The following is a 26681-nucleotide window of genomic DNA, read 5'->3' as shown; positions in this document are numbered from 1 at the left end:
CTTTTCTGTATAGAGCGTGGCACTTGATGTTTCTACTCACTTTTTTTCTAAAAATATCCATCCTCACCGTATTTCAGGGTTGATTTCTTGCTCCAGAAGTCATTTCTATATTGATTTGCGCTCAAATGGATTTACAAGCTATGCCTAAAGTAAAAATTCTCATCATCCGCTTTTCATCTATTGGTGATATTGTGTTGACCACTCCGGTAATACGTTGCCTCAAAAAGCAGATTCCGCATGCTGAAATACACTATTGTACCAAAGCCCAATACAAAAGTATTTTTGAAGAGAATCCCTACATCGATCAAATGCATTATTTGACCGAAGACTTAGGCAGTCTGATACGCTCTTTAAAGAAGGAAAATTTTAGTTGTGTCATCGATTTGCATAAAAACCTCCGGACTCTGATGATCAAAACCCGCTTAGGGGTTCAATCGCATTCTTTCAACAAGTTGAACTGGGAAAAGTGGTTACTGGTCAATCTGAAAGTAAACCGTATGCCGAATGTACACATCGTAGACCGCTACATGGAAACGGTAAAGCCTTTGGGAGTCACCAATGACAATAAAGGTTTGGACTATTTTATTCCGGAAAAAGATGTGGTTGAAAAAGAATGGTTGCCTGCAACCCACCACAATGGCTACATGGCCTTTGCCATTGGTGGCCAACACACCACCAAAAAACTTCCCTTCGAAAAGATTATCGAACTTTGTGACCGGATTGCCCGGCCCATTATTTTGCTGGGCGGAAAGGAAGATCAGGAGATGGGACAAAAAGTGGAAGAGTTCTTTCAGAAGAGGGAACACAATTTACCTTTCGAAGAAGGCTTGAAACAACTGGGTAAAAAAACGATCATTTTTGATGGTTGCGGAAAATTCAGTCTGAACCAATCCGCCTCGATTGTCCGGGATGCACAAGCCGTATTTACTCATGACACAGGGCTAATGCACATTGCTGCGGCATTTAACAAAAAGATATTTTCTATTTGGGGAAATACGACTCCTTTATTTGGTATGTACCCCTATACACAAAACTTTGTCATCTTTGAGAATGCGAAGCTCTCTTGCCGCCCTTGTTCTAAAATCGGCTATGATAAATGCCCTAAGGGACATTTTAAATGTATGAATGAATTGCAATTCGATTTTTACCTTCCGGAAGATTAACACGTTGCAGCTCCCTGTCGACCTGATAAAACGTTGTATCCTTTGTATTGTAAAGAGTCTCAAGACAAATTCAAGCGCAAACCGTCATAAGCCAGTTTAATATTTTCCGGCAATTCACCTTCCACCTCTGCATGCCTACCCATCCGGTGGCTAATATGTGTCAGGTACGTCTGTTTTACTTGGGCTTTCTTTGAAATCTCAATCGCCTCTTGTAAGGTAAAGTGAGAGTGATGGTCCTCTTTCTGCAACGCATTGATGACCAATACCTCCGAACCCATTACCTTTTCCAATTCTACCTCACTGATATAGTTTGCATCGGTAATATATGTAAAGTCGTGAATTCTGAACCCCAATACGGGCAATTGAAAATGCAACACTTCAATGGGTGTGATCTCGGTCGTTCCAATGGTAAAAGGTGCTTGGTCAATAGCATGTATTTCCAACCCTGCCACTCCCGGATAACGCTTTTCTTCAAACATATAGCTAAACTCTTGTGCCAAATGCTCAATAACCTCCTCTTGCGCATATACGGGCATATCGTTTTGCCGGTGAAAATAATAAGGCCGTATATCATCCAACCCGGCTGTATGGTCCTTATGTTGATGTGTAAACAATAAAGCATCCACCCGTTGAATTTGCTCCCGCAACATTTGCTGACGAAAATCCGGCCCGGTATCAATCACCAAACTGAGCCCATCCACTTCTAAATGAATGGAGGTTCTCAAACGCTGATCCCGGTAATCCACTGATTGACAGACCGGGCAATCACACAATATGACCGGCACTCCCTGTGAAGTACCCGTTCCTAAAAATGTAATCTTCAAGGTTATGGCTTGGTTTTAGGGTTATCCTCTTGGGTAATCTCCTGATACAATTTTTCACTTTTCTCCGAAAAGCCTTTGGTATCCAACTCTATTGAACGCAAGATATCTACTAAGGAATTGACTTTACCTTCCAGGGGATAGTACTTATTGACAATAGCGATTTTATTGTCTTTTAACACACAGTACCCCGACTGAAAGTTTCCTTTCTCATAACGTAAGATATAATCCGACTCACTGAAAAGCTCTTCCAGCTTGTTCAAAAAATGTTTCGTAAATTTTACTGCCATACAGCATACTACTCTAAAAAAAGAGGGTTCGTTAAGCAATTGGTTCGAATCAAATTCTCCCGGTAATCCGGTTCACTGTATCTACCAGGTTATCAAAATTAAGCGGTTTGGGTAAATATTCATTAATACCCACAGCTTTAAAATCTTCTATCGAATAGTTTTTCGCATTTCCCGTAATTGCCACAATGGGGATGTCCGCTTTGTTTTTATCCTCCATGGACCTGATTTTTTTCGCACACTCCATCCCATCCATCACGGGCATATTGATATCCAATAAAATCGCATGAAACACTTCTTTGTTAAGTAAGTCAAGTACTTGCTTTCCGTTTTTTGCAGACTTAATTTCGTAATTCTGAAATTGGAGGACTTTCTTCGTGATATTTTGGATAACAGAACTATCTTCCGCTACCAGAATGCGTTTTACTTCAGCCATAATTCAGTATATTAATGGGGTGATGAAATTGATTATAGTTTTAAAATTTCTTTATAGTTATTTTTAAATTCTTCAAACAGAAAAACCAAGTGTTCGGCTTCGACATTCAAAGCATCGTACTGATGATTTTTGATATACAGTTCCATTAAGGCAGCATGTTGAGCGAGCTTTTCCACCCCCAGCGTACTTGACGTTCCTTTGATAGTATGAAGCAATTGGTTCACTTCTGCCAGTTGTTGTTTTTGTACGGCTTCCACACACTTTCCGATTAGTACGCTTGCTTCTGTTTCAAACTCCTGATAGGCGGCTGAAAGCAATGCATTCCCTCCGTATTTTTTCAACTCCGTGACCGTTCCGATATTCAGGATATCCCCAGCGTTATGCACGACCTCAAATTTAGCATCCAATCCCGAAGATGCAACTGAATTCCTATCCGGAACCCATTTTTTTACTTTTTCAATTAGAAAATTTGCCTTGATGGGCTTAGAGATAAAGTCATCCATACCTGCATTCAGAAACTCTTCTTGTTCTTCCTGTAAGGAGAAAGCAGTCATGGCAACCACCGGGAGATGCCTTTTCCCAGGGTTCTGTTTGATTTTTTGGGTGGCGGTAATTCCATTCATTACGGGCATTTGCACATCCATAAAAATCATGTCCAGCGCTTCTTGTTCCAATAATTGCAAAGCCTCCTGGCCACTGGTAGCCGTAAATACTTGACAACCGGCTTTTTTTAAAATGCTGCCCGCTACTTTGATATTTACCGGATTATCGTCCACAATCAATACTTTGGGAGAAAACTGCAACACTTCATTTTCGGGCTCTTTTTGCAACATTTTCAATGCCTGTACCTCCGACTCAGAACATTCTTCTGCGTTAATGGTAAACCAAAAGTTACTCCCTTTGTTTCGTTGTGATTCAACACTGATATCCCCACCCATCAGGTGGCACAACTCTTTGGAAATTGCCAAGCCCAAACCTGTTCCTCCATACTGTTTTGTATATGAATTATCCAGTTGGGAAAACTGTTGAAACAAGATTTCCAAATCCGCTTGGGCAATGCCAATACCACTGTCTATCACTTCAAATTTTAGCGTATGCCGGTGAAAATTGGACGCCAGTAAAGTCAAGCGGATCAGTACCGATCCGTTTTCCGTAAACTTGACAGCATTGGAAGTAAGATTGGAAAGGATCTGTAAGAGCCGGGTTTCATCCGCCAGTAGATACCGGGGTACATCCGGGGCGATGCTGTAAGACAATACCGTATCCTTTGCCAAAGCTTGCTGGGAGAATAGAGCATACAACTTATCCAATACACTGTGAATATCCAGCGGTAACTTGCGTAGCCGCATTTTCCCCGCTTCGATCTTTGACAAATCCAGGATATCGTTTAGAATATTCAACAGGGTTTCGGAAGACTTCTTGATCGTAGAAATATATTCCCGTTGTAGTTGGTCAAGCACGGTATCTGCCATCAAGTCAATCATACCGATAATACCATTCATCGGTGTACGGATTTCATGACTCATATTTGATAGAAAGCGCCTTTTCACCTCCAGCGAATGCTCGGCTAATTCTTTGGCTTGTTTGATTTCTTCCGTGGCACGTTTCAATTCGGTAATGTCTCTGGCCATTCCTTCTACAGAAGCCGGCTGTCCCTGCCGGTCATAAATCATCCGGAAGTTCGAAATGATGTTTCTTCGTTTTCCTTCTTTATCAATAAATTCGCTTTCAAAGTTTTTTACGTTGCCCTGTTTCTTTAATTGACTTACCAACAAAGGAAGCTTCTTCCGGTCAACATAAAAATCCGTCATAGGGCGGCCTATCATATCCTGCTGCGACTCTCCCGTAAGCTCGTAACTCGATGGACTTACCATAGTAAAAATCCCCTGCATATTGATCCGGAAATAGACATCCTGTAGGGATTCAAAAATATTCCTGAATTTTTCCTCACTTTCAGCCAAACCGATTTCCGTCACTTTCTTTTGGGTAATGTTCATGGCCATTCCCGATACCTCGTTGATGGCTTGATCCCGGGAAATAATCGGGTTTAAAAAAACTTCCCACCAATGCTCCTCACTATTGTCCGCAATTATTTTAATCTCAAATTGCTGCGCATTCCCTGTGAAAGCTTCGCTGTATTTAGTCTTCCATAGTTGGTAAAAAGCCTTTGGTTGTTTGTAAAAAACCCTTCGTAAATTGGAGCGGTACTTTGGCATAAAGTTAAAATACTCCCAAAGCTTATCCGCAAAGTTCTGGTTACAACGGGACAGATGTGCTCTACGGTCAACAGACCACATCAAGTGAGATCCACTTTCAAATATCGCTTCCAAACGTGCCGACTGACTACTGATTTTCAGTTCGTTTTGATAGCGGAGAATTGCCGTTGTCAATTGCCCGGAAATAAAACTCAGCAACTCCAGATGCCGTTTGTTGTAATCCCTTGCACTTTTGAATGATTGCACTACAATCAGCCCTATCACTCTTTTTTCCAACATTAAGGGCACACCCAGCCACACTTTGGGAATAGGCTCGTATTGACTTATCCGGTTGCTGACAATGATTTTACGGATAATCTCTTCCCGCAAAAACATCGGCCTGTCAAACTGAATAGCATGTTTGACAAAACTTAAGCCTTGGATATAGTCATTGGAGGCATAGCTGGAATTGATATAAAAAGGGACGGTAATATTATCATCGTGTTCATTTTTCAACACAATCATAAAGCTATCCACCCCAATGGCATCGTTCAAATACAAATAAAACTTATGATACAAGTCCTGAAGTGGCGTGCCTTTTTCTACCAGCTTGGCAATGCTGTAATATAAACTTTGGGCCTTTTCCGCACGGATTTTATCAGTGACATTGTGCAAAATAGCCGTATAAATTCCCCTGCGTTGATCCAGTTTATAACTGATAGTCCCGCTCAGATGAAGCTCCCTGCCACTTTTAGTCAAGAACTGTGTTTCTCCGTTAATCTTCCCTAACTCTCTTGACAGCTTAATGGCCGTTTCAGTCTGTTCTTTTGCTTCCGGTACAATGCAATGGTCTATGGTAAGTTGTTGAATTTCTTCATGATTGTATTCCAATGTTTTTTTGAATGCATTGTTTACAAAGAGAAACTGGCGTTTTTCATTGAAAATAAAAATCAGGTCGTTTGCGCCATCAAACAAATCCCTCAACAACTGATTGGTTTCCCGCAAAGCTTGAGACATTTTTTCTTTTTCAGAGATATCTTCTCCTACTACCGTGATGGACGCAATGCTTCCCTGTTCATTATGAAGTACAATGGTATTATAGCGAATGGCTAAAAACTGTCCTCTACAAGTAAAAAGCTCCGCCTCTAAAGCATGTAGCAATTTCTCTACTGACCCCACAGATTCTTTTGGGGAGTATTTAGGAGTGAATATTTCAAAGAGGTTTTTTCCTAACAATTCCGCTTCATCCCATCCTGACAGTTGACAGGTATAGTCATTGACAAATTTTATTTCTGCTTTTTGATCAATAGTCAAAGCAAAGGACCGCGCATGAACAAGGGCTTTATGCAAGCGTTCCTCAGAGTATTTTACCATCTTCCGATAGCTCATCTGCATTTCGATACGCTTACGGGAAGTGATGTCCATAGCCGAGGCCGTAAACCCGAGAAAGTCGCCTTGTAATGTCCATTGAGGGGCTCCTTTCTCTAACAGCCAACGATAAGTGCCCTCTTTCGTTTGAAAGCGAAAAGTTACCTCAAACTTTTTCTTTTCAAGAAAACAGTGGTGCAAACTTTCTTGCAGGGCTAGCCGGTCTTCCGGATGTACATAAGTCAACCACCCCTCATTTTCGAGCTCTGTGGAGGGCTTTCCGGCAAATTGTTGCCAATAATCGTTAAAAAAATTAAACTGATGATTAAGGTTTGTACTTCGGAGAAGAAGCGGTACTTGCTTAAGGTACGTATTATATGCACTTGCTTCTTCCTTTTCCTGCTGAAGGGATACAGCTTGCCGAAGGCTAAGTATTTCCTCTATCAGTTCTTCTTTACTTTTGTCTATGAGCTCCACAATTGTTTGATAATTAATTAAGATGGCCGTCTGCGACACAAAAAAGACATTGCTTATAATTCTCCTCTTTCCCTAAAAAAATCAGTGTCATTTACTTGAGATATATCTTCTGTAAAGCACTTCCTGGTTTTCTTTTTGTTAACAGCCGGGGAATTGTCTAATACACCCATACGCCTGTTGTTATTTGATTAAAGTAGGTATAGGATTTTTGTAAAATAATATATATGCCTATTAAATTGAGCTACATGTTTATAAATTTGAAGTCATAAGTTAGAAAAACTTTGAAAAAATTAACAGTAGTTGGGCATTGAACCCTTAAAAAAACGCTTGGTATTTAATCGGCCTTTTGCGATCCCACTGAACAAAAGTTACCGCAGGGGGGTTAAACATGAAGTTATGTTCATATATTTAGCCTATGGAATTAGCAGCAGAAAAATTAGAAAAAGCAGCCTTTATTCTCAAAACTATTGCCCACCCGGTAAGGCTTAGAATTATCGGATTACTCAATGATCATGAACAACTTTCGGTAAGTGAACTTTGTGAAAAATTAGATTGTGAGCAGTCCCTAACTTCACACCACTTATCCAATATGAAACTGAAGGGGTTGTTGAGTGCCCGGAGAGAGGGAAAAAATATTTACTATTCTCTCAAGGAAAAACAAGTCACAAGCATTTTGACTTGCCTGGAAAACTGCAATTGTAATATGGGATAACCCCTGAGTGAGGTGAGTGTAAGGAAGTAAATACTCCCAAAAGGGCTATTAGACTTATCATAAAAATCTCCTATTTAGGATGAATCGATACCGATTCCTATGAAAGAAGACATTAATAACCGGGCCGCAATCGAACAACTTATCCATTGCTTCTACACAAAAGCAATACAAGACCCTTTGATCGGTCATTTTTTTATCAAGGTAGTACAATTGGACTGGGAGGCCCATATTCCGGTGATTTGTGATTTTTGGGAAACCGTCTTGCTTGATAAGATTGTCTATAAAGGTAACCCCATTGTCAAACATATTGATCTGGATCGGAAAGCAACTCTTCAACAAGTTCATTTTGAACGATGGGTGGAACTCTTTGAAGAAACGGTCAATGAATTATTTGAAGGAGAAAAAGCCGAAGAGGCAAAAAAGCGGGCACAACTCATGTCACAATTGATGTTCTATAAAGTAGAAAAAAGCCGGGACGCTAAGTTTATTCAATAAAGAGTTTTTTTAGCAAAAGGCCTTAAATGTTCCGTACTTCAAAAATGAAAAAAAGTCCAGCCCAACGGGCCAGACTTTTTGCTAGATTTATGTTAATTGGAGTAATAAAAGTATTGAAATAGTCAGTCTAATTTTTTAAGTCCGGATTGATATTGGTCTCTCTTTCCGGTACGGGCAATAACAAATTGTTTGCCTGTAAGGCCTTTCCACTGGAAAGGTTGATATGTCCTACAAAATCGTCAAATGCTTTTGTTTTTACATTGAAAGCTTTTCTGGTGCGAAGCATGTCAAACCAAGTTTGGTTTTCATAGCAAAGCTCCCAGTTACGTTCTCTCCAAACAGCTTCCCGGAACTCACTTTGGGACAAGCCGTTAAAGTTTTCTCCTACAAACCCAGCTCTCTCCCGGATCTCTTGTAAGCTTTGTTCTGCCAAAGCAGTTCTACCTACTTCGTTTTGTGCCTCGGCATAGATTAACAATACATCCGCATAACGCAAGATGGGATAATTCAAGGCTTGACGTGCTGTATTTTCCGCATCGAAATCAAAATGTTTGAAGATAGCCGGATAGCCAAAAGTAACCTTCTTTCCTTTATTTTTACCGGCTATCGGAGTGAACTCCGTATAGAAAAACTGTTGTTCTTCCACCCGTTTGTCGCCCGCTGCATAGCTATTATAGAACTCTTCTTCCGGCAACAATGCTCCGAATTCATCCGCTACGATTGAAATATCCATTTGAAAAGGTAAGGTATACGCATGGTTCAAATGCTGTTGGATTTCCGGGTAGAACTGCGCCATAAAAATATGCTCTCCCATATTTTCAAAGGCTTTGTTGTGCAGCTTTCCATACTCGTCAAACAACGCATATTGATTTGATTCAATCACTTCTTTAGCCTTATCAGCAGCCAGCTTGTAATATCCGTTTTTTTGTAACGGATAGCCCGCCATTGTCAAATACACTTTGGCTAACAGAGATTTAACAGCTAATTTGGAAACTCTTCCGGTACGATCCGTATCGGGTAAAGAGGCGGTATTTTCAGCAGCTTTTAAGTCTTCTACAATCAGCTCATAAATTTCCTCTTGAGAGGCTTTTTCAGCATCTTGAGCTGAACCTAAATCTTCAATCGGCTCGATTAATAAAGGAGCCTCACCAAACAAACGGACCAAATTAAAATAATAGAAGGCTCTCAGAAAATGAGCTTCTGCCAAATTGCGGTTTTTGTCGCCCTCATTCATTGAAATACCCGGTACATATTTCAATACCAAGTTAGAAGCGTGTACACCATAGTAGCTGATTTGCCACCAGTTCCGGATATATTCATTGTCGTTATTGTAGCTTAACCCAATGAATTGGTGATTGGACTGGTTCTGCCCGACTTTAGTGATGGCCTGTCCGGTCAGAAATTCCAACATAAAATGCGGAGTACCGGCATAGGTACCACTCGCTGTATAATAATTGAGCGTATAACTGTATGCGGCATTTACGGCTGCCTGAGCATGCTCAGGCTTGGTGTAATAATTTTCCGGAGAAAAGAAAGTAGCCGGATCTTCATCCAAAAAGCCGGAACAAGAAGCCAAATTCAGCAGTATTCCTACTAATAGATATTTTATATATTTCATTTTCTTGAATTCAAATTTGATATCTTAAAAAAACAAACCTGATGGGTAGCCTTTCCCTATCGAGCAATTGATAATACTTAATAGGGAAAGCACTGATTAAAATTGCACGCTTACTCCTAGGTTGTAGGTTCTAGGCTTAGGATATTGGAAAAACTCAATACCTTGTGCAAATGCATCACCATAGGTAGTGGTCTCAGGATCATATCCGGAGTAATCTGTCAGTAACCACAAATTCTGCGCACTGAAAGTTACCCGCAGGGAGGAAATGTTGACGAAGTTGATTTTCTCCACAGGGATATTATATGAAAGGCTGATATTCTTTAAGCGAAGGAAAGAACCGTCTTCCACTTTTTTAGTATCCAATTCGGACCTGTATCCCTCTCGTCTCAAAGAAGCAATATCCGTATTTTGATTCTCAGGCGTCCATGCATTCAATACATCACTGTAGCTATTGGCCAGAGTAGTACGGTCCAACATAGAGTGTTGGGTAAGGTTGAAAATATCATTCCCATACATTGATTGCAATTCGATAGAGAGGTCAAAACCTTTGTAACTAAAGGTATTCACCATGTTCATTTCCCAATCCGGCAAACCATTTCCAATGATGGTCCGGTCACCTCCGTCTATCTGCCCGTTATTATTCAAATCTTTAAATTTCAAGTCGCCTGGTTTAGCACCGTATTTCGCAGCCAGCTCCTCTTCTGCTTGACTCCATACCCCTTCGCGAATGTATCCGTAAAATGAACCGACTGGCTGCCCTACTCGAATCACATTGGTTTGTCCTAAAAACCAGGGTCCCGGGAAGATCTCTGATTGATCGGAAGCTAAGGAAAGTACTTCATTTTTGTTTTTAGAGAAGTTTACCATGGTGGTCCATTTGAAAGCACCATCCAGGTTGCGAGTGTTCAACATCAATTCAATACCGCTGTTTCTTACACTTCCCATGTTTTGCAACACACTTCCATGCCCTGTGATATAGGATACCGGAGAAGATAAGAGAAGGTCTTTCGTGGTCTTGATATAGTAGTCGAATGTAACGGCAATACGGTCATTCAAAAAGCCTAAATCAACCCCTACATCAAATTGTGCCGTACGTTCCCATTTCAAATCCGGGTTAGGCATCCGAGACTGACCCACACCGATTCCACGATTTCCATCAAATACAACAGTACGCTCTCCTAAAGCCGCCATGGATTGATACAGACCGATTTCCGTATTACCCGTTTCACCAAAACTAGTTCTAAGTTTAAAATCGGAGATGGCAGAAGAACCTTTCAAAAACCCTTCTTCCGATACTTTCCAGGCAAGAGCTGCCGAAGGGAAGAACGCAAATTTGTTATTTTTCCCAAACCTGGATGAACCGTCATACCGTCCGGTTACGGTTAACAAATAGCGATCGTAGAGGCTATAATTTACCCGGGCAAAGTAAGAGTTGATTGCCCAACGGCCCTTATCAGAACTAGAAGGTTGTACAGATGCACCTGCTCCTAAATTATTCCATAGGAAAAAGTCATCGTTAAACCCTTCAATTTTAGTATACACCTGCTCCGTAGTGTATTCTTGCCAACTCCCCCCCAACATCACTGTGAAATTATGTGCGTCATTCAAACGCTTTTTCCAGGTAAGGTAATTTTCAAATTGCCAGTAGGTGGCAAAACCACTTGTTACCTGAGCTCTACCTCTCTGGTCTTTACTGATGGAATGTAAACCTCGACCTTCGTATTTGTTATTTTTAAAATTCGAGAGATCCACAGCAAAGTTAGTACGGAACTCCAAGTTAGGAGCAAATTGAATATTACCGTAAATTTTACCTAAAGCCCGTGTGGTATTCCGGGTATCGTTAGTTTCTTCCAACAGCCTTACCGGGTTTTCTCCTTGTTCGGTACCTTCACGGTCAGCGTTGGAGCCCCATGTTCCGTCAGGGTGTTTAACAGGAATAATTGGCAAAGTTTCCAACATTTGGCGCAACTCAGATAAGCCTCCAACGTTCCCATCAATTCTACGGTCTTTCGTATGGTTGATCGCTAAGTTACCCCCAACTGTCAACCAGTCGTTTACATTGTTGTCCAAAGTAAAGCGAGCATTGTAGCGTTTAAAGTAACTGTTCAACAAGATCCCTTCTTGATCCAAATACCCTAAAAACAATCCATAGCGGCTTTGCTCATTTCCTCCGGTGATACCGAAATCGTGTCGTTGAGAGAAAGCAGTACGGGTTGTTTCTTCCTGCCAGTCAGTATCGTAAAGCGGCTTACCATTTTCGTCAAACAGTTTTCCGTCATAAGCAGGCAGAGGATCTTTACTCTTATCATAAGACCTTCTTTCTACTTCCATATATTCTGCCGCATTTAAGACATCAACTTTTCTGGCCAGTGTTCCAATGCTGAAGTTATTGTTATACGTAATCCGCGCTTTGCCATCTTCCCCACGCTTAGTGGTCACAATCACTACGCCATTAGCTCCTCTGGCTCCGTAAATAGCTGTAGCAGAAGCATCTTTCAGCACTTCAATAGATTCGATCTCCGAAGGGTTTACGTTATCAATACTTGCACCGGCAATACCGTCAATCACAAAAAGAGGTTCGTTCCCGGAGTTAATAGAATTATATCCCCGGATACGGATACGGGTATTTCCACCCGGGCGGCCTGAATTTGTAGTGACACTCACCCCGGCCACGCGTCCGGAAAGCGCTTCCACAGCACTGGTAGACGGACGGCTATTCAACGTTTCGGCATTTACCGAACTCACCGAACCGGTTACATCGGCTTTCTTTTGCGTTCCATATCCTACTACCACAATTTCTTCCAACTCCTTTGCATCCAAAAGCATCACCACATTGATCTCCGACCGGCTTCCGACTTCAATTTGTTGAGTCGTAAAACCAATAAAACTGAACAATAACACGGCATCTTCCGGTACATCGTTCAAACGGTATTCACCATTAAAATCCGTGGTGGTTCCGATGGTGGTTCCATCTACCAGAATCGTAACACCAGGCAATGGTTGCCCATCTTCTTCAGAAGTTACCACACCTTTGATCTGGATATTTTGAGCCGGAGCCTCTTCCACTTCGATAAGTTCAGGCGCTTCCGACTCTTTTTGCAGGTTTACAAAAATATTGTCATTGATACGCTTAAAGCTCAAATTGGCTTCTTTGGAAAGCAATCTCAACAGTGTTGCCAAGGATTCCCCTTGTACATCAGCACTGATACGCTTATGGTGGTCAATAATACCACTGTTATACGAAAAACTGAATGCCGTCTCCTTTTCAATCTTCCTGAAGACATCTTCCAATTTCACATTATCTACTTGTAATGTAAGATATACATCTTCTAAACTGACTTTTTGAGCTTCACCATCATTGGCCAACAGCACCCCACATAGGAGGGCTTGTAAAAAAATGCCCGTAAATGCCCACTTTGACATAATTAAAATTTGTCTAAGTAACCTCCATTTCATATTTTTAGGTGTTTTGTTAAATTTTATAAAACAATAAAATGCCCTGTACTTCTCAGTTTGAGTGATTGCCTTATTCCCGCATCTGAGAAGAGAGGTTCAGAATTTTTAGACCGGTGTTGCCGCACCGGTCTTTTTCTTTTCATTGCTCGTTGAAAGAATCTACATTAACTTGAGTTCATATAATCTACGTTCAAATTTCATTTTCATAAGTATATTCCTCTTCTATGTTAATTGGTATCAGTTGTATATTCAAAAAATCATAATTTCATAAACAAATGATTATCTGATAATTACCTTATTTCCTTTTATTTGATAAGAAAAATCGGAAGCAAAACCTATCCCTTCCAACACTACTTCCAGCGACTGATTTTTAAACCGTCCGTTAAACCCTTTTTTGATAGGGGCTTTCCGGTAAATCACAAACTCAACCCCATACCAGCGCTCTAACTGCTCTACGACTTCATAGAATGTAGCTTCCCGAAACTGAATGATCCCATCTTTCCAACCGGTAATCATCTCCAGGTCAAAAGAACTTTTTTGGGCAATCAGACGGGTTTTATGATACGAAGCCATTTCTGCCGGCATCAGTACAAACGAATCTTCCATGGCAATATCGGCAGGTGAGACTTCCACCTTGCCAGTACATACAGCCACACTTACTTCGTGCTCGCCCGGATAAGCCCGTACATTAAACGAAGTACCCAATACCCTTGATTGCACTCCTCCTGCCTTTACAATAAATGGGCGCAATGAATCCTTGGCAACTTCAAAAAAAGCTTCTCCTTCTAATTGTACAATACGTTCGTTGTTAACAAATTTTTGGGGAAAGGTTAGTTTAGAGGAAGCATTAAGCCAAACTACCGAGCTATCGGGCAAGGTAATCATGGATTTCCGGCCAAGTGGGTTCTCTTTGGTTAACAAAGGGATTATTTCTTCTTGCTCAACAAGTACTTCTTGAGGACGAGACCAGAAATACAAAGCACTTCCCAAACATACCAATAGCACCACTGCAACACCTACATAGCGATACCACTTTTCATTTTTATTATGCAGATTCGAAGGTAATGACACTACACGCCCACCAGGCTTTTCTTCACCGGACAACCGCAACTTTAACTTTTGATAGGCCAGTTCCGGATGGAGGGGCTCTACTTTCAGTTCAGTATTTTGCCAATAGGCCTGTACTTTTTGAAAATAGATTTTATTTTCCGGTGTTTCGTCAAGCCAACGGTTCAGTTGTGCTACTGTCTGATCATCCGCTTCACCTGACAAGTACAAACCAATAATAGAATCTATATCGTAATTATGCTCCATTCGTTAGCGTTAACGTCTCTAAAAATTTCTTCCCTATCAGTTATTAACCTGTTTAATAGGTTGGGCATCTTTACCCGATTTTCTTCTGACTATGCTAATAGGACGAAGCGCAGAAAACAATTCCCTAGTCGGTATACTATTTTTTAAAAAAAAAGTGAAAGGAGGAGTAATAATACATTCAAATCTTCCCATTTATTGGGCCTGTTTTGCTGTTGCCCCAAATAATTAATCACTTCCAAACGGATTTTTTTCATGGCTGTAGTAATATGATTGTCAACCGTTTTAGGTGACAACTCCAGCAATTCGGCAACTTCTTTGTACTTCAAGCCTTCTTCTTTGACCATACGGTAAACCATCCGGGATTTTTCGGGAAGGTTTAAAATTGCTTTGTTGATTTTATCCAACAGTTCTTGTTCCAGTAAGGCTTTTTCAGGGTTGTGGTGAGTGATGAGTTCTTTCAACTCCAAGGTAGGCAGGTCTGTTTGGTAATGATTTTTGCGCTTACGCAATTGATCAATTGCCCGGTTTTTCACCGAAATATAAAGGTATTTTTCAAAGTTTTCGACTGTATTAAGTTGCCCCCGTTTATTCCAGACTTTAGTAAAAACGTCCAGAACCACTTCTTCTGCTTCCGGTGTATGTTGGAGCAAGGTGATGGCATATTGAATCAGGCGCGCATAAAAGTGATGAAAAAGCTCTTTGAAAGCAGCTTCGTCATTATTTTGCCCAATACGATGAAGTAAGGATTCTATATTCAGACCTTCTTGTTTCAAAAAAACACCTAGCGATTTTACAAATTATGACACCAATTAACTACTCAAGGCGATGATAGTAAAATTAACTGAAGATTTTAACAAAAAATCAACAATTTATATGACTACAAAATTAAACACATACAAGGAAGAATTACTGGTATCACAGGGAGAATTATCGGGATGTTTAGGAGAAATCAGTTAGTAGGGACTCTCTCAAAAAAATTTAACGGCACAAAAATAAAAGTTCAAACGGCTTTTATATTGTTACAAAGAGGGGTAGCTTTCATAGAAAGCTACCCCTTTAATTTTTTTAAATGAAGATCTATTCTACTAATCAACTTTAAATGCATCTTCATTGATGCCGACCTTGTTTCTTGAACGCAATTGTACAGGAAATTCCCAGAGATAACGGATATGTTCCAAAGTGCTTTCCGCTTCATCCGGATCAAGTTTTCGGCTATTTACCATATTATGTACCAAATGCAACTTACGGCTACCATAGAGCTCCACTTTCTCTACTTGAATATCCGGAACATAGTTTGTCCGGCTATAGGAATTGCTTAACGTTTCTCTGACTTTGCGATAACCGGTTTCGTTATGAATAGCCGATACTTCATATTCGCTTTCATCTTCGCGATCCGAAATCACAAATAATTTCATATCTCGAATCACTTTAGGGGAAAGGTATTGCAAAATAAAACTATCGTCACGGAAGTTTTCCATGGCATAATGCACTTGTTCCAGCCAATCTTTACCCGCTAAATTCGGAAACCATTGTTTGTCTTCCGGGGTAGGATTCATACAAATCCGTTTAATATCCATAAAGATATTGAACCCCAAGGTGTAAGGATTCAAGCCGGAAAAAAAACGGCTTTTATAATCCGGCTGGTACAATACGGAACTATGACTATGCAAAAACTCTAACATAAACCCATCGTCCACATATCCTTCTTCGAACATCTGGTGAATGATATGATAATGCATAAATGTAGCAAATCCTTCATTCATCACTTTGGTTTGTGCTTGCGGATAAAAATACTGGGCTACTTTCCGGACGATACGCACGATTTCCCGCTTCCACACCGCCAGTTTAGGGGCATTTTTTTCTATAAAGTACAAGATATTTTCTTCTGGCTCCTGGGGAAATTTTTCTCGCTTTTTGAAACGCTCGTTGTGAAATTTCTTTTCTATTTCGGGCAAAGTATCCCAAAGTTCATTATAATTTTCCCGTTTGGCGTTGACCAATTTTCGCAAACGCTCCTGTTCTTCTTTGGGCGAAAGTTTTGAAGGCTTTTTATATTTATCCACCCCATGGTTCATCAAAGCATGACAGGCGTCCAGTACAAACTCCACTTCCCTGGAACCAAACTCCTCCTCACATTTTAAGACATAGTCTCGGGCAAAAACCATATAGTCAATGATAGAATCGGCCGAAGTCCAATCTTTAAACATGTAGTTGTTTTTAAAGAAAGCATTATGCCCCTGAGCAGCGTGGGCAATTACCAGGGTCATCATACAAGTGGTGTTATTCTCCATGTTATAACTAATACATGGATTGGAGTTAATCACCATCTCATAGGAAAGTGCCGTACGTCCTTTGGTATAATTGTTTTGGTTGACGACAAAGTCTTTTCCAAATTTCCAATGAGGGTAACTGGTAGGCAAACCAATTAATGAATAGGCATCCAGCATCTGCTCGGAAGTCACCACTTCGATCTGGTTAGGATAAGTATCCAGTTTAAAAACTTCTTTTCCGATTCTTGAAGTTACTTCATCGGCAGCTTTTATCGTTTCAAACCCCCAATTGGAATTACAAAACAACTTTCTGTATGTTTCTTTATCTGCCATAGTTGGTGTTTAAAGTTTGGACCAAAGTTCAACTTGTTAGGAAGTTTCTAATACTTTTCTCTTTTTAAACAAGCCCTTAAATACCGGCCAAATTTGGTTGACATCGTATATATTACGAATGGAGAAAATATGTTCATCACTGATTCGCTTATAAGCCTGCCATAATGAACCTCCGCTTCCATGGCTGTTAATTTCAATATAAGCCATGTATTGAATCACAGGCATCAAATCTGTTTTAACAATTTTGGCACATTCGTAGGCATCTTCATCGGACCATACATCCCCGTCACTGGCTTGGCAACAATAGATATTCCACTGCCCGGTATGGTAGCGCTCTTGAATGATGCTCTGCATCATTTTTAAGGAGGGGGCCACTATGGTTCCTCCACTCTCCCTGGAGTTAAAAAACTCATGTTCATCCACTTCTTTTGATTCGGTATGATGCCGGATAAACACCAATTCCACACTTTTATACTGTTTGGTCAAAAAGATATACAGTAGTGTGAAGAAGCGTTTGGCGATATCTTTTTCTCTGTACCCCATAGAGGCGGATACATCCATAATACAAAACATAACCGCAGAGGTAATGGGCATGGGTACTTTTTCAAAGTTGTTGTACCGCATGTCAATTTCTTCGAAAAAAGGAATGGTACGAATCCGTTCGAGCATCTGTACGATTTCTTCTTCAACTTCTGCTTTTTTCTTTTCCGAACGTGCCCGGGCCAACTTGGCCTCTAGTTCTTTCAGTTTATTTTCAAAAGCTCCTTTTAAAGAAATATGCCGGGCCAAAGATTGCTGATAACTGGATTTAATATTTAAGCGGGAGGGCACTCCGTATTTTACAAAGCCCGCTCTTTTGGTTTTAAATTCTTCGGTATTTTCCAGGTATTTTTTAATCAGGTTAGGTAATTCCAGGTCTTCAAAGAAATACTTTAAAAACTCTTCTCTGGAAAGCACCACCACAAAGCTATCTTCAGTAGTTCCCGGAGAGTTAGAGCCCTTTCCGCCCCCTGCTCCTTCTCCTCCTTGTGGCTTGGGGATGCGGTCTCCTTCTACAAAGCGGTCATTGCCGGGCCGGATGTACTCTTTATTGCCTGTTTTCGGGTCGTGGGCAAAAGAAGGCTCTTTGATACCCCGGATAGGGACACGCACTTTTCCCCCTTGACTGCTATCCTTGATACTCTCTTTACTCAGAATATCGGGAATCGCTTTTTTGATTTGCCCTTCTACCCGCTTCAAAAATTTCTGCCGGTTATTAATGGACTTTCCTTTGGGGTTTTTCCTTCTATCTATGATGGTGCTCATATTTGCAATTTTTACTTAAAGTGAATCAAGTTTATTTGGTTAGAAGTATAGGAAACCGGCTTAGATGAATTTGTTCGTTGTAAAGTGTGTTATCTCCGGCTTATGCCATAGTCTTGCGCACCCGCATAAACCAATCCACCAAAATACGAATTTGCTTATAGGTATAACCTCTTTCTTGCATGCGCTTGATAAAGTCTTTGTGTTTTTTCTCGTCTTCTTTGCTTGATTTTACAGTAAAGGAAATCACCGGAAGCAGGTCTTCGGTATTGGCAAAAATTTTCTTTTCAATCACATTTTTGATTTTCTCATACGAGTCCCAGCGTGGATTTTGTCCTTCGTGATTCGCTTTAAAACGCAAGGTAAAATTGGTTACTTCTGCCCGGAAGTCTTTCGGGTTGGCAATACCGGCAGGCTTCTCTATTTTTTCCAATTCCTCATTTAAAACGGCCCTATCTAACACTTCTCCCGTATCCGGATCGCGATAGTCATTTTGCTGTAACCAGTGGTCGGCATAGATCACATATTTCTCAAAGATATTCTGCCCGTAAGTGCTGTACGATTCGATATAAGCCTTTTGAATTTCATCCGCGATAAAGTCTGCATATTTGCTGGCCAAAATGGATTTGATAAAGTTCAGGTATTTCTCTTCACTTTCTCCATCCATCATTAATTTAATTACCTCTTGTTCCAATACATACAACAAATGAACAGGGTTCGCAGCAATCTCGTCCGGGTCATAATTAAATACTTTGGATAAAACCTTAAAAGCAAAACGGGTAGAAATGCCTGACATTCCTTCATTGATTCCCGCTTCATCGCGATACTCTTGAATGGACTTGGCATTGGGGTCGGTTTCTTTCAACGTCTCGCCATTGTACACCCGCACTTTGGAAAATATATTCGAATTTTCCGGTTCTTTTACCCGGGTCATCACTGCAAAAGAAGCCAGGATTTCCAAGGTTTTCGGAGCACATACCGAATCACGCAAAGAGCTCTCCCGGATAAGTTTTTTATAAATATTGACTTCTTGATCAATCCTCAAGCAGTAAGGCACCTGCACTTTATAAATCCGGTCTAAGAAGGCTTCGTTTTTCTTATCATTGACAAATTTTGCCCACTCTGACTCATTGGAGTGCGCCAGGATGATCCCTTCAAAAGGAATAGCTCCGATCGGTTCTGTACCTTTAAAGTTGTTTTCCTGGGTAGCGGTTAGCAAGGGGTTCAACACCTTGATCGGCGCTTTAAACATCTCCACAAACTCCATCACCCCCTGATTGGCCAAACATAACCCTCCCGTGTAAGAGTAAGCATCCGGGTCGCTTTGTTGAAAATCCGCCAACTTGCGGATATCCACTTTTCCTACCAAAGTAGAAATATCCTGATTATTTTCATCTCCCGGCTCTGTTTTCGCCACCGCTATTTGTTCTTGGATGGAAGGATAAAGTTTCACTACTTTAAACATATTCACATCCCCGTTGAACTCCCGGAGGCGTTTGGTCGCCCAAGGACTCATACACTTGGGAATATAGCGGGATGGGATGCCATACTCTTCCTCAATTTCTTGGGCATAATCGGCAAACAAACCCAAGGGGCTTTCGTATACCGGGCTCTCTTGGTCATTGGCCTTCAATACATAAATCGGGTTGGCCTGCATCAAGTATTTAACCTTCTCAGCAAGAGAGCTTTTACCTCCTCCTACCGGTCCCATCAAATACAGGATCTGCTTTTTTTCTTCCAGGCCTTGGGCGGAATGACGGAAATAAGAGACGATCTGTTCAATCGTACTTTCCATGCCATAAAACTCCTTAAAAGCCGGGTACACTTTTATTTTTTTATTGGAAAATATTCTACTCAATTGAGGGTCTTCCCTTGTATCAACTACCTCCGGCTCTCCTATCGCATCCAAAATTCTTTCAGCTGGTTTGGCATATACCTTGGGATCGCTTTTGCACAATTCCAAGTATTCTGAAACCGACATTTCGGTCATCGAACTGTTGTAATTGGTTTTAATTTTATCTAAAACACTCATAATTTTCATGATTAGTAAACAACTGGGTAATGGTTCAAATAGCCTTAGCTTACACTAAATTTTACACAATAAGCCCCTGTAAAGTTTCAACTTCACTTTGCAGAAGCCCTGAATTCTTACCGCAAACACTAGGTAATCAGTTATTAGCTGATAATGTTAAAGAACGGCTGATGTACAATGCTTGTATTAGTGATGTAGTAGTAGGTTCAGAAGAATGAAAGTAAAAATGTATCTATTGCCCTTTATTAAAAATAAAAAAAATTATTGACAAAAAAGTGCAATTCAAACAGCTTTATTTCCAAAGAATTGTAATCATGTGCACTCATTAGACTTTTATTTAATAAGGTCAAAACTCTCTTTTTCAGCTTTTTGTTTCCATATTTCTCAATTTCACAAAAAAAATAGTACTTATTTCTTCGAAATCAGGAGGGCCTTTTTATCTTCTGAGCCAGATATTTATTTTTTGAGCTTGTAGGATCTTCCGGATGGAAAGGTTCTGATGCAAACTCCAACAAAATCAGCATAACTCTATGAAAAAACTTGTTTTATTAGATGCCTCCACTTTGGGAGAAGTGCCTAACTTAACGAAACTTCAACAGTTCGGGCATTTGGACGCTTACCCGGTTACTCTCCCCCATCAAACCGCCGAAAGGATCAAAGATGCCGATATCGTTTTAACCAATAAAGTTAAATTGGACAAAACCCTCTTGCCCCAAGCCCCTCAATTGAAATTGATCTGTATCATGGCTACAGGGATGAACAATGTTGACCTGGAAGCTGCAGAACAATTAGGCATCTCCGTCAAAAATGTTGCGGGATACTCCACACATAGCGTTGCCCAACACACCTTTGCATTGTTATTATATTTGCTCAACCAAACCGGGTATTATCACGAGTATGTCACCTCCGGAAAGTACTCTCAACAGCATATTTTCACCCACTTGGGAAAAGCATTTTGGCAACTACAGGGTAAAACATTCGGAATTTTAGGCTTGGGCAATATTGGCAGTCAGGTAGCACAAATTGCTCAGGCTTTTGGATGTGAGGTAATCTATCATTCTACCTCCGGCAAAAACACACAACAACCCTACCGGCAAGTAGACCTGGAAACCTTTTTAGACGAATCGGATATTATCTCAGTGCATTGCCCGCTCAATGAAAAAACCCATAATTTGCTCAACTATACTCAAATCCAAAAAATGAAACCCTCTTCTATTTTAATCAATACCAGCCGGGGAGGAATTATCCATGAAGCGGCCTTGGCCAAGGCCCTTGACGACCACTTGATAGCTGCGGCTGCCATCGATGTATTTGAAAAAGAACCTTTGGAGCCTTCACATCCTTATCTGAACATTAAAAACAAGGAAAAACTCGTATTGACTCCTCATATGGCTTGGGGCAGCATAGAGTCGAGAACGGAGTTAGTAGACTTGACCGTACAAAATATCCAACAGCATTTTGCAGGAAAAGAAGAATAAATTCATATTACCTTAATGAAAAACTATACGTGTAAACCACTTCAATTTGTAAAATACAGCCATGTGCCTGTTAAGCATCATTATCCCTACTCTGAATGAAGAAAACTATTTGGGGCTGACTTTGGCAAAAGTACTGCAACAGTACCGGGATAAGCCCCCTCCCGAAATCATTGTGGTCGATGCAGGCTCGAAAGATGCTACTTATACGATTGCTCAATCATTTCCCGAAGTACGTTGGATATCGGTTCCCGAATTTAAAGGCAAAAAATACGCTTCCTTAAATCATGGAGCCCGATTGGCAAGAGGCAAGTTTCTGCTTTTTTTGGATGCGGATAGTCTTCCCCCAATTGCTTATGACCTAATAATTAAAAAAGCGCTTTCACAGCCAGAGACTGTGGGAGGCGCTTTTGAATTTTCCTTTAATCGAACTTCTGGCATATACCGTTTTATCCAATTGGTTAACCGGCTTCGCTACCGTTGGCGAAAACGCTTCTACGGGGATCAAGGGGTATTTGCAAGGAAGGAAGCTTTTGATCGTGTGGGAGGCTTTCCGGCAAAGGTACTGATGGAAACAGCCTACCTATGCCATAACCTCCAAAAGGTAGGTAAACTTGTCATTGCTTTTCCGCCTATGGTTACTTCTGCCCGCAGGTTTGAACAAGGAGGCGTCCGGAAGGTTTTTTTACAAGATGTCCGGATATGGTTTTGGGACTTGCTTGGTAAAGATGTGCAACACTTCGCAAGAGAATATTGGAAGGCGAATCCATCCATCAAGTGATAACAGGCCCTTTTCTTGAAAGATGTATTTTACCATTCTCAGTCCGTTTAAATTTCCCGGATAAGGGGTTTCTTTCCTAAAATCTTTTTCCTATCTTAAATTATCGTATATGAATTTTTTCTCAAATTCATTTCTGAAAATCATCCATGAGTTACCACAGGATTTTCCCAGACAGTCATAAGTAGCGTATTATTTCAATAAGTAACTCACAACCAAACCTTTCTACGTTTTATGGATACTCTATCGAAAAACAGCCCCGCCATTCCCACTGGTTTTTTGACACGGCCGGAAGTCTATATCGATTTCCTTTTTGAACAAGATTTGTTATACATTCTCATTAAAAACTATTCCCATGCTCCTGCCTTCCGGGTTTCGGTAAAGTTTGACCAAAACCTAATCGGGCTCAAAGGGACGAAAGACTTATCTTCTTTGGCAATTTTTCAAAATATCGAATTCTTAGCTCCTAACAAAGAGTTAAAGGTACTGATTGATTCGGCCAATGGGTATTTTAACTCCGGACAACCTACCAAATTTACCACCACCATCACCTATTATGACCAAGACAAAAAGCAATACAAAAAGAAAATCAAACACGATATCATAATTTACAAAGACTTGGTGTATATGAGCCGTCCCTTCGACTCCATTCATCACCCTTTTTGAGAGGTTTTGTAAGAAGATACAAGGCCTTTTCATTTCAACTTTTTAAATTCCTTGAAATAGATCCACTCTTTCCATAAAGGAAGGGACATCTACATTCCAGGAAAATTTTTGCCGGATCAGAGCCGCAAACTCCTCACTACACTGCTCTTCCCCATGAACGCAAAAAGTACGCTTGGGTGATGATTGAAACCCTTCCAGCCAACGGACTAATTCGTCCTGATCGGCATGAGCCGAAAGCCCTTCAAAAAACTCCACCTTACACGCTACAGGAATGGGTTGCCCGAAGACTCTCACCGTTTTTTCTCCGTCCATGATCCGTTTTCCACGGGTGCCTTCGGCCTGATATCCCACCAACAGCAAGGTGTCAGATTCTCGGGGCAGGCGATGAAAGAGGTGATGCAATATTCGCCCGCCATTCATCATTCCACTGGCCGAGAGGATAATTGCATTTGAGCGGATTTCATTCAAAGCAATCGAATCGGCTGCTGAGCGGACGATATGTAAATGCTTTCGAAGAGTCATAAAAGACTCGTCTTCACGAAAGTCCCGGTCCGTTAATCGGTGATAGATATGGTGCTTGCGGTACAACCCCGTAGCAGTAATAGCCATCGGACTGTCCATAAAGATATTCATTTCAGGTATTAATTGACGATCCAGCACTTCCTTCAAATAATACAACATAGCTTGTGTACGCCCCACGGCAAATGCCGGTATCAACAAGCAACCCTTGCGTTCACAAGTCCGGTTAATAATTTCCGCCAAACGCTCTACCGGCTCTTGTAAGGGATTTTTACGGTTACCGTAGGTGGATTCGATGAATAAGATATCTGCTTCCGACACCGGCTCAGGGTCGTAGAGAATCGCATCATCGTACCGGCCCAAATCCCCTGAAAAAATAATCTTTTTGGTTTGGTGTTGCCCTTTTACCAGCACTTCCACTATAGCCGCTCCCAAAATATGGCCGGCATTGTAAAACGTAACGGTGATGGCCTCATTAATTTTTACAGGTTGACGGAATTCATAACTTTGAATTGCAGGAAACACCAATTCCACATCTTTAGAATCGTACAAGGGCTTGGGATCCTTGTGAACGGAGTAACCTTTCTTTTTGGCATAAGCGGCCTCTTCTTCTTGTAACTTGGCCGAATCGCGTAATAAGACATCCAGTAAATCTTCCGTAGCCGCAGTACAGTAAATGGGTCCCTGATAACCTTCTTTGTACAAGCGTGGTAAATAACCGCTATGGTCCAAATGTGCATGAGTTAAGACCACCGCATCAATTAAGGAAGGCTCAACCGGAAAAGGTTCCCAGTTTTTTAGCCGAAGATCTTTTACCCCTTGGAATAAGCCACAATCAATTAAAAGTTTATACTGATCGATCTCCAATAAATATTTCGATCCTGTGACAGTTTTAGCAGCACCCAGAAATTTCACTCGAATGTCCATAATTCCATTTATTTTTGGATAAGAAAAATAATAAAATAATGAATACAGATAAGCAGATTGAAGAATATTATTTGCAAAAAAGACTCAAATCCGAAAGATACTTTTTGCAGGGCCCTCAGCGTCCTCACCGGGAATTGCGCAGTGCCTGGAAAATTTTGCTTGAGACGGTAAAAGGATACTGGCATTTACGCAATGTAGGCCCTTGTGTTACCGTATTTGGTTCGGCCCGGTTTGATGAAAACAATAAATATTACCAAATGGCTCGGGAGTTGGGTGCCGGCATTGCCCATATGGGAATGAATGTCATTACCGGGGGTGGCCCGGGGATCATGGAAGCCGCTAACCGGGGAGCCAAAGAAGCTGGGGGAACTTCCATAGGTTGCAACATTGTATTACCCCATGAACAACATCAAAATCCCTACTTGGATCATTCCATAGAGTTTAACTATTTCTTTGTCAGAAAGCTGATGCTCATCAAGTATTCCTATGCTTTTGTCGTAATGCCGGGAGGCTTTGGCACCTTGGACGAAGTGTTTGAAACTTTAACTTTGATTCAAACCGGTAAAATTCAAAATTTCCCTGTGGTGGCCATGGGCACTGATTTTTGGAAGCATTTCCGGGATTTTATCAAAAACGGACTCTTGGCCCAACACACTATCAACCGGGAAGATTTGGATTTGGTATATGTAACCGATTCTCCGGCAGATGCCGTAAAATACATTGAGGAAAGAGTGGTCTTACAACATGGCTTTGTCCGCAATAAAAAACCATAACAATGTGCATATACTGTAAAATCAAGAAATAAGTATATTTTTTTGAGAAAAATCATTTTATTCTTAATCAAAAATTTTTACCTTATTTATCGCAAGTTTAGATCAAGTCTTCCAAAACGAGAACTAAGCTTGCTCTATTCTCACCTTTCGTTTATTTAAAACCTGGAGGTATCATGATTTCCAAAAAACTCAAAACTTACTTGGATTCTTATCAAATTCCTTATGTGATGATTACGCACTCTCAGGCGTTTACCGCTCCACAAATTGCCGCCTCCGCCCACATTAAAGGTAAAGAACTAGCCAAAACAGTGATGGTAAAAGTCAACAACCGTATGGCCATGGCTGTTCTCCCTGCTTCCGAACGCGTAGACTTTGAATTGCTCAAAGCTTGTCTGCACATTAGTGATGTACAATTAGCGACTGAGCAAGAGTTCAAGAACTTGTTTCCTGACTGTGAAGTGGGCGCTATGCCTCCCTTTGGCAACCTGTATGGGATGGAGGTATATGTAGCCCAATCGCTAACCGAAAACGAAGAAATTGCCTTCAATGCCGGTACCCACATCGAATTGATCCGAATGGAATACAGCGATTACGAACGGCTCGTACAACCCAAAGTAATGGACTATGCCACTACCCTGGTAAATTAATCTTTCCATGGCCTGACAAATATTACCCATGAATATTTGTCAGGCTTAATCCTTCCTCACCATCCTCATTGTTTATCATTCCCGGCTTGACATTTTTATTCAAAAATTTATTTTATCACTCCTTGTCTATCACCTAAAACTTCTTAAGGCCTTCCTTAGTTTTAGCATTGAGAAAGAGACAGAGTATATCCTCCGGGCACAATAGAAAAGCTTAGGTATTCCTAGAATAAGGAAACACTTATTTAATCTGTAATAGAGTGACTATTCATTAAATAAAATGCATACTTATGGAAAAGATGGAATATGAAACGGTAATTAAAGAGGCAGTAGACCATTGCGCTAAAGAAGACGGATGGGCTAACTTGGCCGAAGTAGGGATATATTTGCAAAATCAGGCAGTGAAATACGGCAAGCTTTCAAAGTTTCTGGAAAAATACGAAAGTCTGGTGGCTATCCGGATAGACGAAAATATGTCTCCCCCGGTAAAATATGTAAAGTTGATAAAGGAAGAATGAACTCCCCGGCCCCCAAGCAAAAACGGTGGCCAAAATTCACTTGAGGCCTCTTCTATAATTTTGGCTACCTTCCCAAAGCCAACCTCATTTCTTGCTATTCAC

General features: G+C 40.8%; 21 protein-coding genes. 9 read left to right on the top strand and 12 right to left on the bottom strand.

All coding sequences use genetic code 11. The features are described from left to right. Positions 1 to 125 precede the first annotated feature (125 nt). Positions 126 to 1163, top strand: a complete 1038-nt coding sequence (locus AAG747_RS20525; protein WP_346823100.1) for a glycosyltransferase family 9 protein — start codon at positions 126 to 128, stop codon at positions 1161 to 1163. A gap of 59 nt (positions 1164 to 1222) precedes the next feature. On the opposite strand, the gene AAG747_RS20520 is transcribed toward AAG747_RS20525, so the two are convergent. Genes AAG747_RS20520 through AAG747_RS20505 form a run of 4 tightly spaced genes read right to left on the bottom strand, consistent with a single transcriptional unit; the run spans position 1223 to position 6747 of the window. Then, on the bottom strand, positions 1223 to 1987 hold the full coding sequence (locus AAG747_RS20520) for an MBL fold metallo-hydrolase (protein ID WP_346823099.1): 765 nt from the start codon (positions 1985 to 1987) through the stop codon (positions 1223 to 1225). 2 nt (positions 1988 to 1989) lie between these two features. Next, the gene (locus AAG747_RS20515) at positions 1990 to 2274 is read right to left on the bottom strand and encodes a hypothetical protein (protein WP_346823098.1); all 285 of its coding nucleotides are present in this window, start codon (positions 2272 to 2274) and stop codon (positions 1990 to 1992) included. 49 nt (positions 2275 to 2323) lie between these two features. After that, entirely contained in the window at positions 2324 to 2707 is a 384-nt protein-coding gene (locus AAG747_RS20510) for a response regulator (RefSeq protein ID WP_346823097.1), read from the bottom strand. 32 nt (positions 2708 to 2739) lie between these two features. After that, on the bottom strand, positions 2740 to 6747 hold the full coding sequence (locus AAG747_RS20505; RefSeq protein WP_346823096.1) for a PAS domain S-box protein: 4008 nt from the start codon (positions 6745 to 6747) through the stop codon (positions 2740 to 2742). 415 nt (positions 6748 to 7162) lie between these two features. Here AAG747_RS20505 and AAG747_RS20500 point away from each other — a divergent pair, with 415 nt between their 5' ends. Both AAG747_RS20500 and AAG747_RS20495 read left to right on the top strand, forming a co-directional pair. Then, positions 7163 to 7459, top strand: a complete 297-nt coding sequence (locus AAG747_RS20500; RefSeq protein ID WP_346823095.1) for an ArsR/SmtB family transcription factor — start codon at positions 7163 to 7165, stop codon at positions 7457 to 7459. A 99-nt stretch (positions 7460 to 7558) separates the two neighbouring features. Then, positions 7559 to 7954 carry a group III truncated hemoglobin gene (locus AAG747_RS20495; RefSeq protein ID WP_346823094.1) on the top strand — a complete coding sequence of 132 codons (396 nt, stop codon included), beginning with the start codon at positions 7559 to 7561 and terminating at the stop codon, positions 7952 to 7954. A 127-nt stretch (positions 7955 to 8081) separates the two neighbouring features. Here AAG747_RS20495 and AAG747_RS20490 read toward each other — a convergent pair whose 3' ends face one another. The 7 genes from AAG747_RS20490 to AAG747_RS20460 form a co-directional block, all read right to left on the bottom strand. Further along, positions 8082 to 9572: a RagB/SusD family nutrient uptake outer membrane protein gene (locus AAG747_RS20490; protein ID WP_346823093.1), complete on the bottom strand. Its 1491-nt coding sequence runs from the start codon at positions 9570 to 9572 to the stop codon at positions 8082 to 8084. Between the two features lie 96 nt (positions 9573 to 9668). Further along, positions 9669 to 13028 (bottom strand): TonB-dependent receptor, encoded by a 3360-nt coding sequence (locus AAG747_RS20485; RefSeq protein WP_346823092.1) that lies wholly within the window; start codon positions 13026 to 13028, stop codon positions 9669 to 9671. A gap of 279 nt (positions 13029 to 13307) precedes the next feature. Continuing rightward, positions 13308 to 14342, bottom strand: coding sequence for a FecR family protein (locus AAG747_RS20480; protein WP_346823091.1), 1035 nt, complete (start codon positions 14340 to 14342; stop codon positions 13308 to 13310). Positions 14343 to 14485: 143 nt separating this feature from the next. Beyond that, positions 14486 to 15115: an RNA polymerase sigma-70 factor gene (locus tag AAG747_RS20475; protein ID WP_346823090.1), complete on the bottom strand. Its 630-nt coding sequence runs from the start codon at positions 15113 to 15115 to the stop codon at positions 14486 to 14488. Positions 15116 to 15427: 312 nt separating this feature from the next. Continuing rightward, positions 15428 to 16945 (bottom strand): SpoVR family protein, encoded by a 1518-nt coding sequence (locus AAG747_RS20470; protein WP_346823089.1) that lies wholly within the window; start codon positions 16943 to 16945, stop codon positions 15428 to 15430. A 36-nt stretch (positions 16946 to 16981) separates the two neighbouring features. Continuing rightward, positions 16982 to 18250, bottom strand: a complete 1269-nt coding sequence (locus AAG747_RS20465; RefSeq protein WP_346823088.1) for a YeaH/YhbH family protein — start codon at positions 18248 to 18250, stop codon at positions 16982 to 16984. Positions 18251 to 18350: 100 nt separating this feature from the next. Then, positions 18351 to 20279 (bottom strand): PrkA family serine protein kinase, encoded by a 1929-nt coding sequence (locus AAG747_RS20460; protein ID WP_346823087.1) that lies wholly within the window; start codon positions 20277 to 20279, stop codon positions 18351 to 18353. A 530-nt stretch (positions 20280 to 20809) separates the two neighbouring features. Between AAG747_RS20460 and AAG747_RS20455 the strand changes: the two genes are divergently transcribed. The 3 genes from AAG747_RS20455 (at position 20810) to AAG747_RS20445 (ending at position 23198) form a co-directional block, all read left to right on the top strand. Then, the gene (locus tag AAG747_RS20455) at positions 20810 to 21757 is read left to right on the top strand and encodes a D-2-hydroxyacid dehydrogenase (RefSeq protein ID WP_346823086.1); all 948 of its coding nucleotides are present in this window, start codon (positions 20810 to 20812) and stop codon (positions 21755 to 21757) included. Between the two features lie 61 nt (positions 21758 to 21818). After that, on the top strand, positions 21819 to 22535 hold the full coding sequence (locus AAG747_RS20450) for a TIGR04283 family arsenosugar biosynthesis glycosyltransferase (protein WP_346823085.1): 717 nt from the start codon (positions 21819 to 21821) through the stop codon (positions 22533 to 22535). A 231-nt stretch (positions 22536 to 22766) separates the two neighbouring features. Then, positions 22767 to 23198, top strand: coding sequence for a hypothetical protein (locus AAG747_RS20445; protein WP_346823084.1), 432 nt, complete (start codon positions 22767 to 22769; stop codon positions 23196 to 23198). Between the two features lie 42 nt (positions 23199 to 23240). Here AAG747_RS20445 and AAG747_RS20440 read toward each other — a convergent pair whose 3' ends face one another. Next, a complete protein-coding gene (locus AAG747_RS20440) occupies positions 23241 to 24644 on the bottom strand; it encodes an MBL fold metallo-hydrolase RNA specificity domain-containing protein (protein ID WP_346823083.1) in 1404 nt (467 codons plus the stop codon). 38 nt (positions 24645 to 24682) lie between these two features. Here AAG747_RS20440 and AAG747_RS20435 point away from each other — a divergent pair, with 38 nt between their 5' ends. The 3 genes from AAG747_RS20435 (at position 24683) to AAG747_RS20425 (ending at position 26579) form a co-directional block, all read left to right on the top strand. After that, a complete protein-coding gene (locus AAG747_RS20435) occupies positions 24683 to 25417 on the top strand; it encodes an LOG family protein (RefSeq protein ID WP_346823082.1) in 735 nt (244 codons plus the stop codon). A 173-nt stretch (positions 25418 to 25590) separates the two neighbouring features. Then, positions 25591 to 26064: an aminoacyl-tRNA deacylase gene (locus AAG747_RS20430; protein ID WP_346823081.1), complete on the top strand. Its 474-nt coding sequence runs from the start codon at positions 25591 to 25593 to the stop codon at positions 26062 to 26064. 287 nt (positions 26065 to 26351) lie between these two features. Then, positions 26352 to 26579, top strand: a complete 228-nt coding sequence (locus AAG747_RS20425; protein ID WP_346823080.1) for an OST-HTH/LOTUS domain-containing protein — start codon at positions 26352 to 26354, stop codon at positions 26577 to 26579. Positions 26580 to 26681: the final 102 nt, after the last annotated feature.

The sequence above is a fragment of the Rapidithrix thailandica genome, assembly GCF_039710355.1.
GTDB classification, from domain to species: domain Bacteria; phylum Bacteroidota; class Bacteroidia; order Cytophagales; family Flammeovirgaceae; genus Rapidithrix; species Rapidithrix thailandica.
The sequence above is the reverse complement of the archived record's forward strand: the minus strand, read 5'-3'. Positions and strand labels throughout refer to the sequence as shown.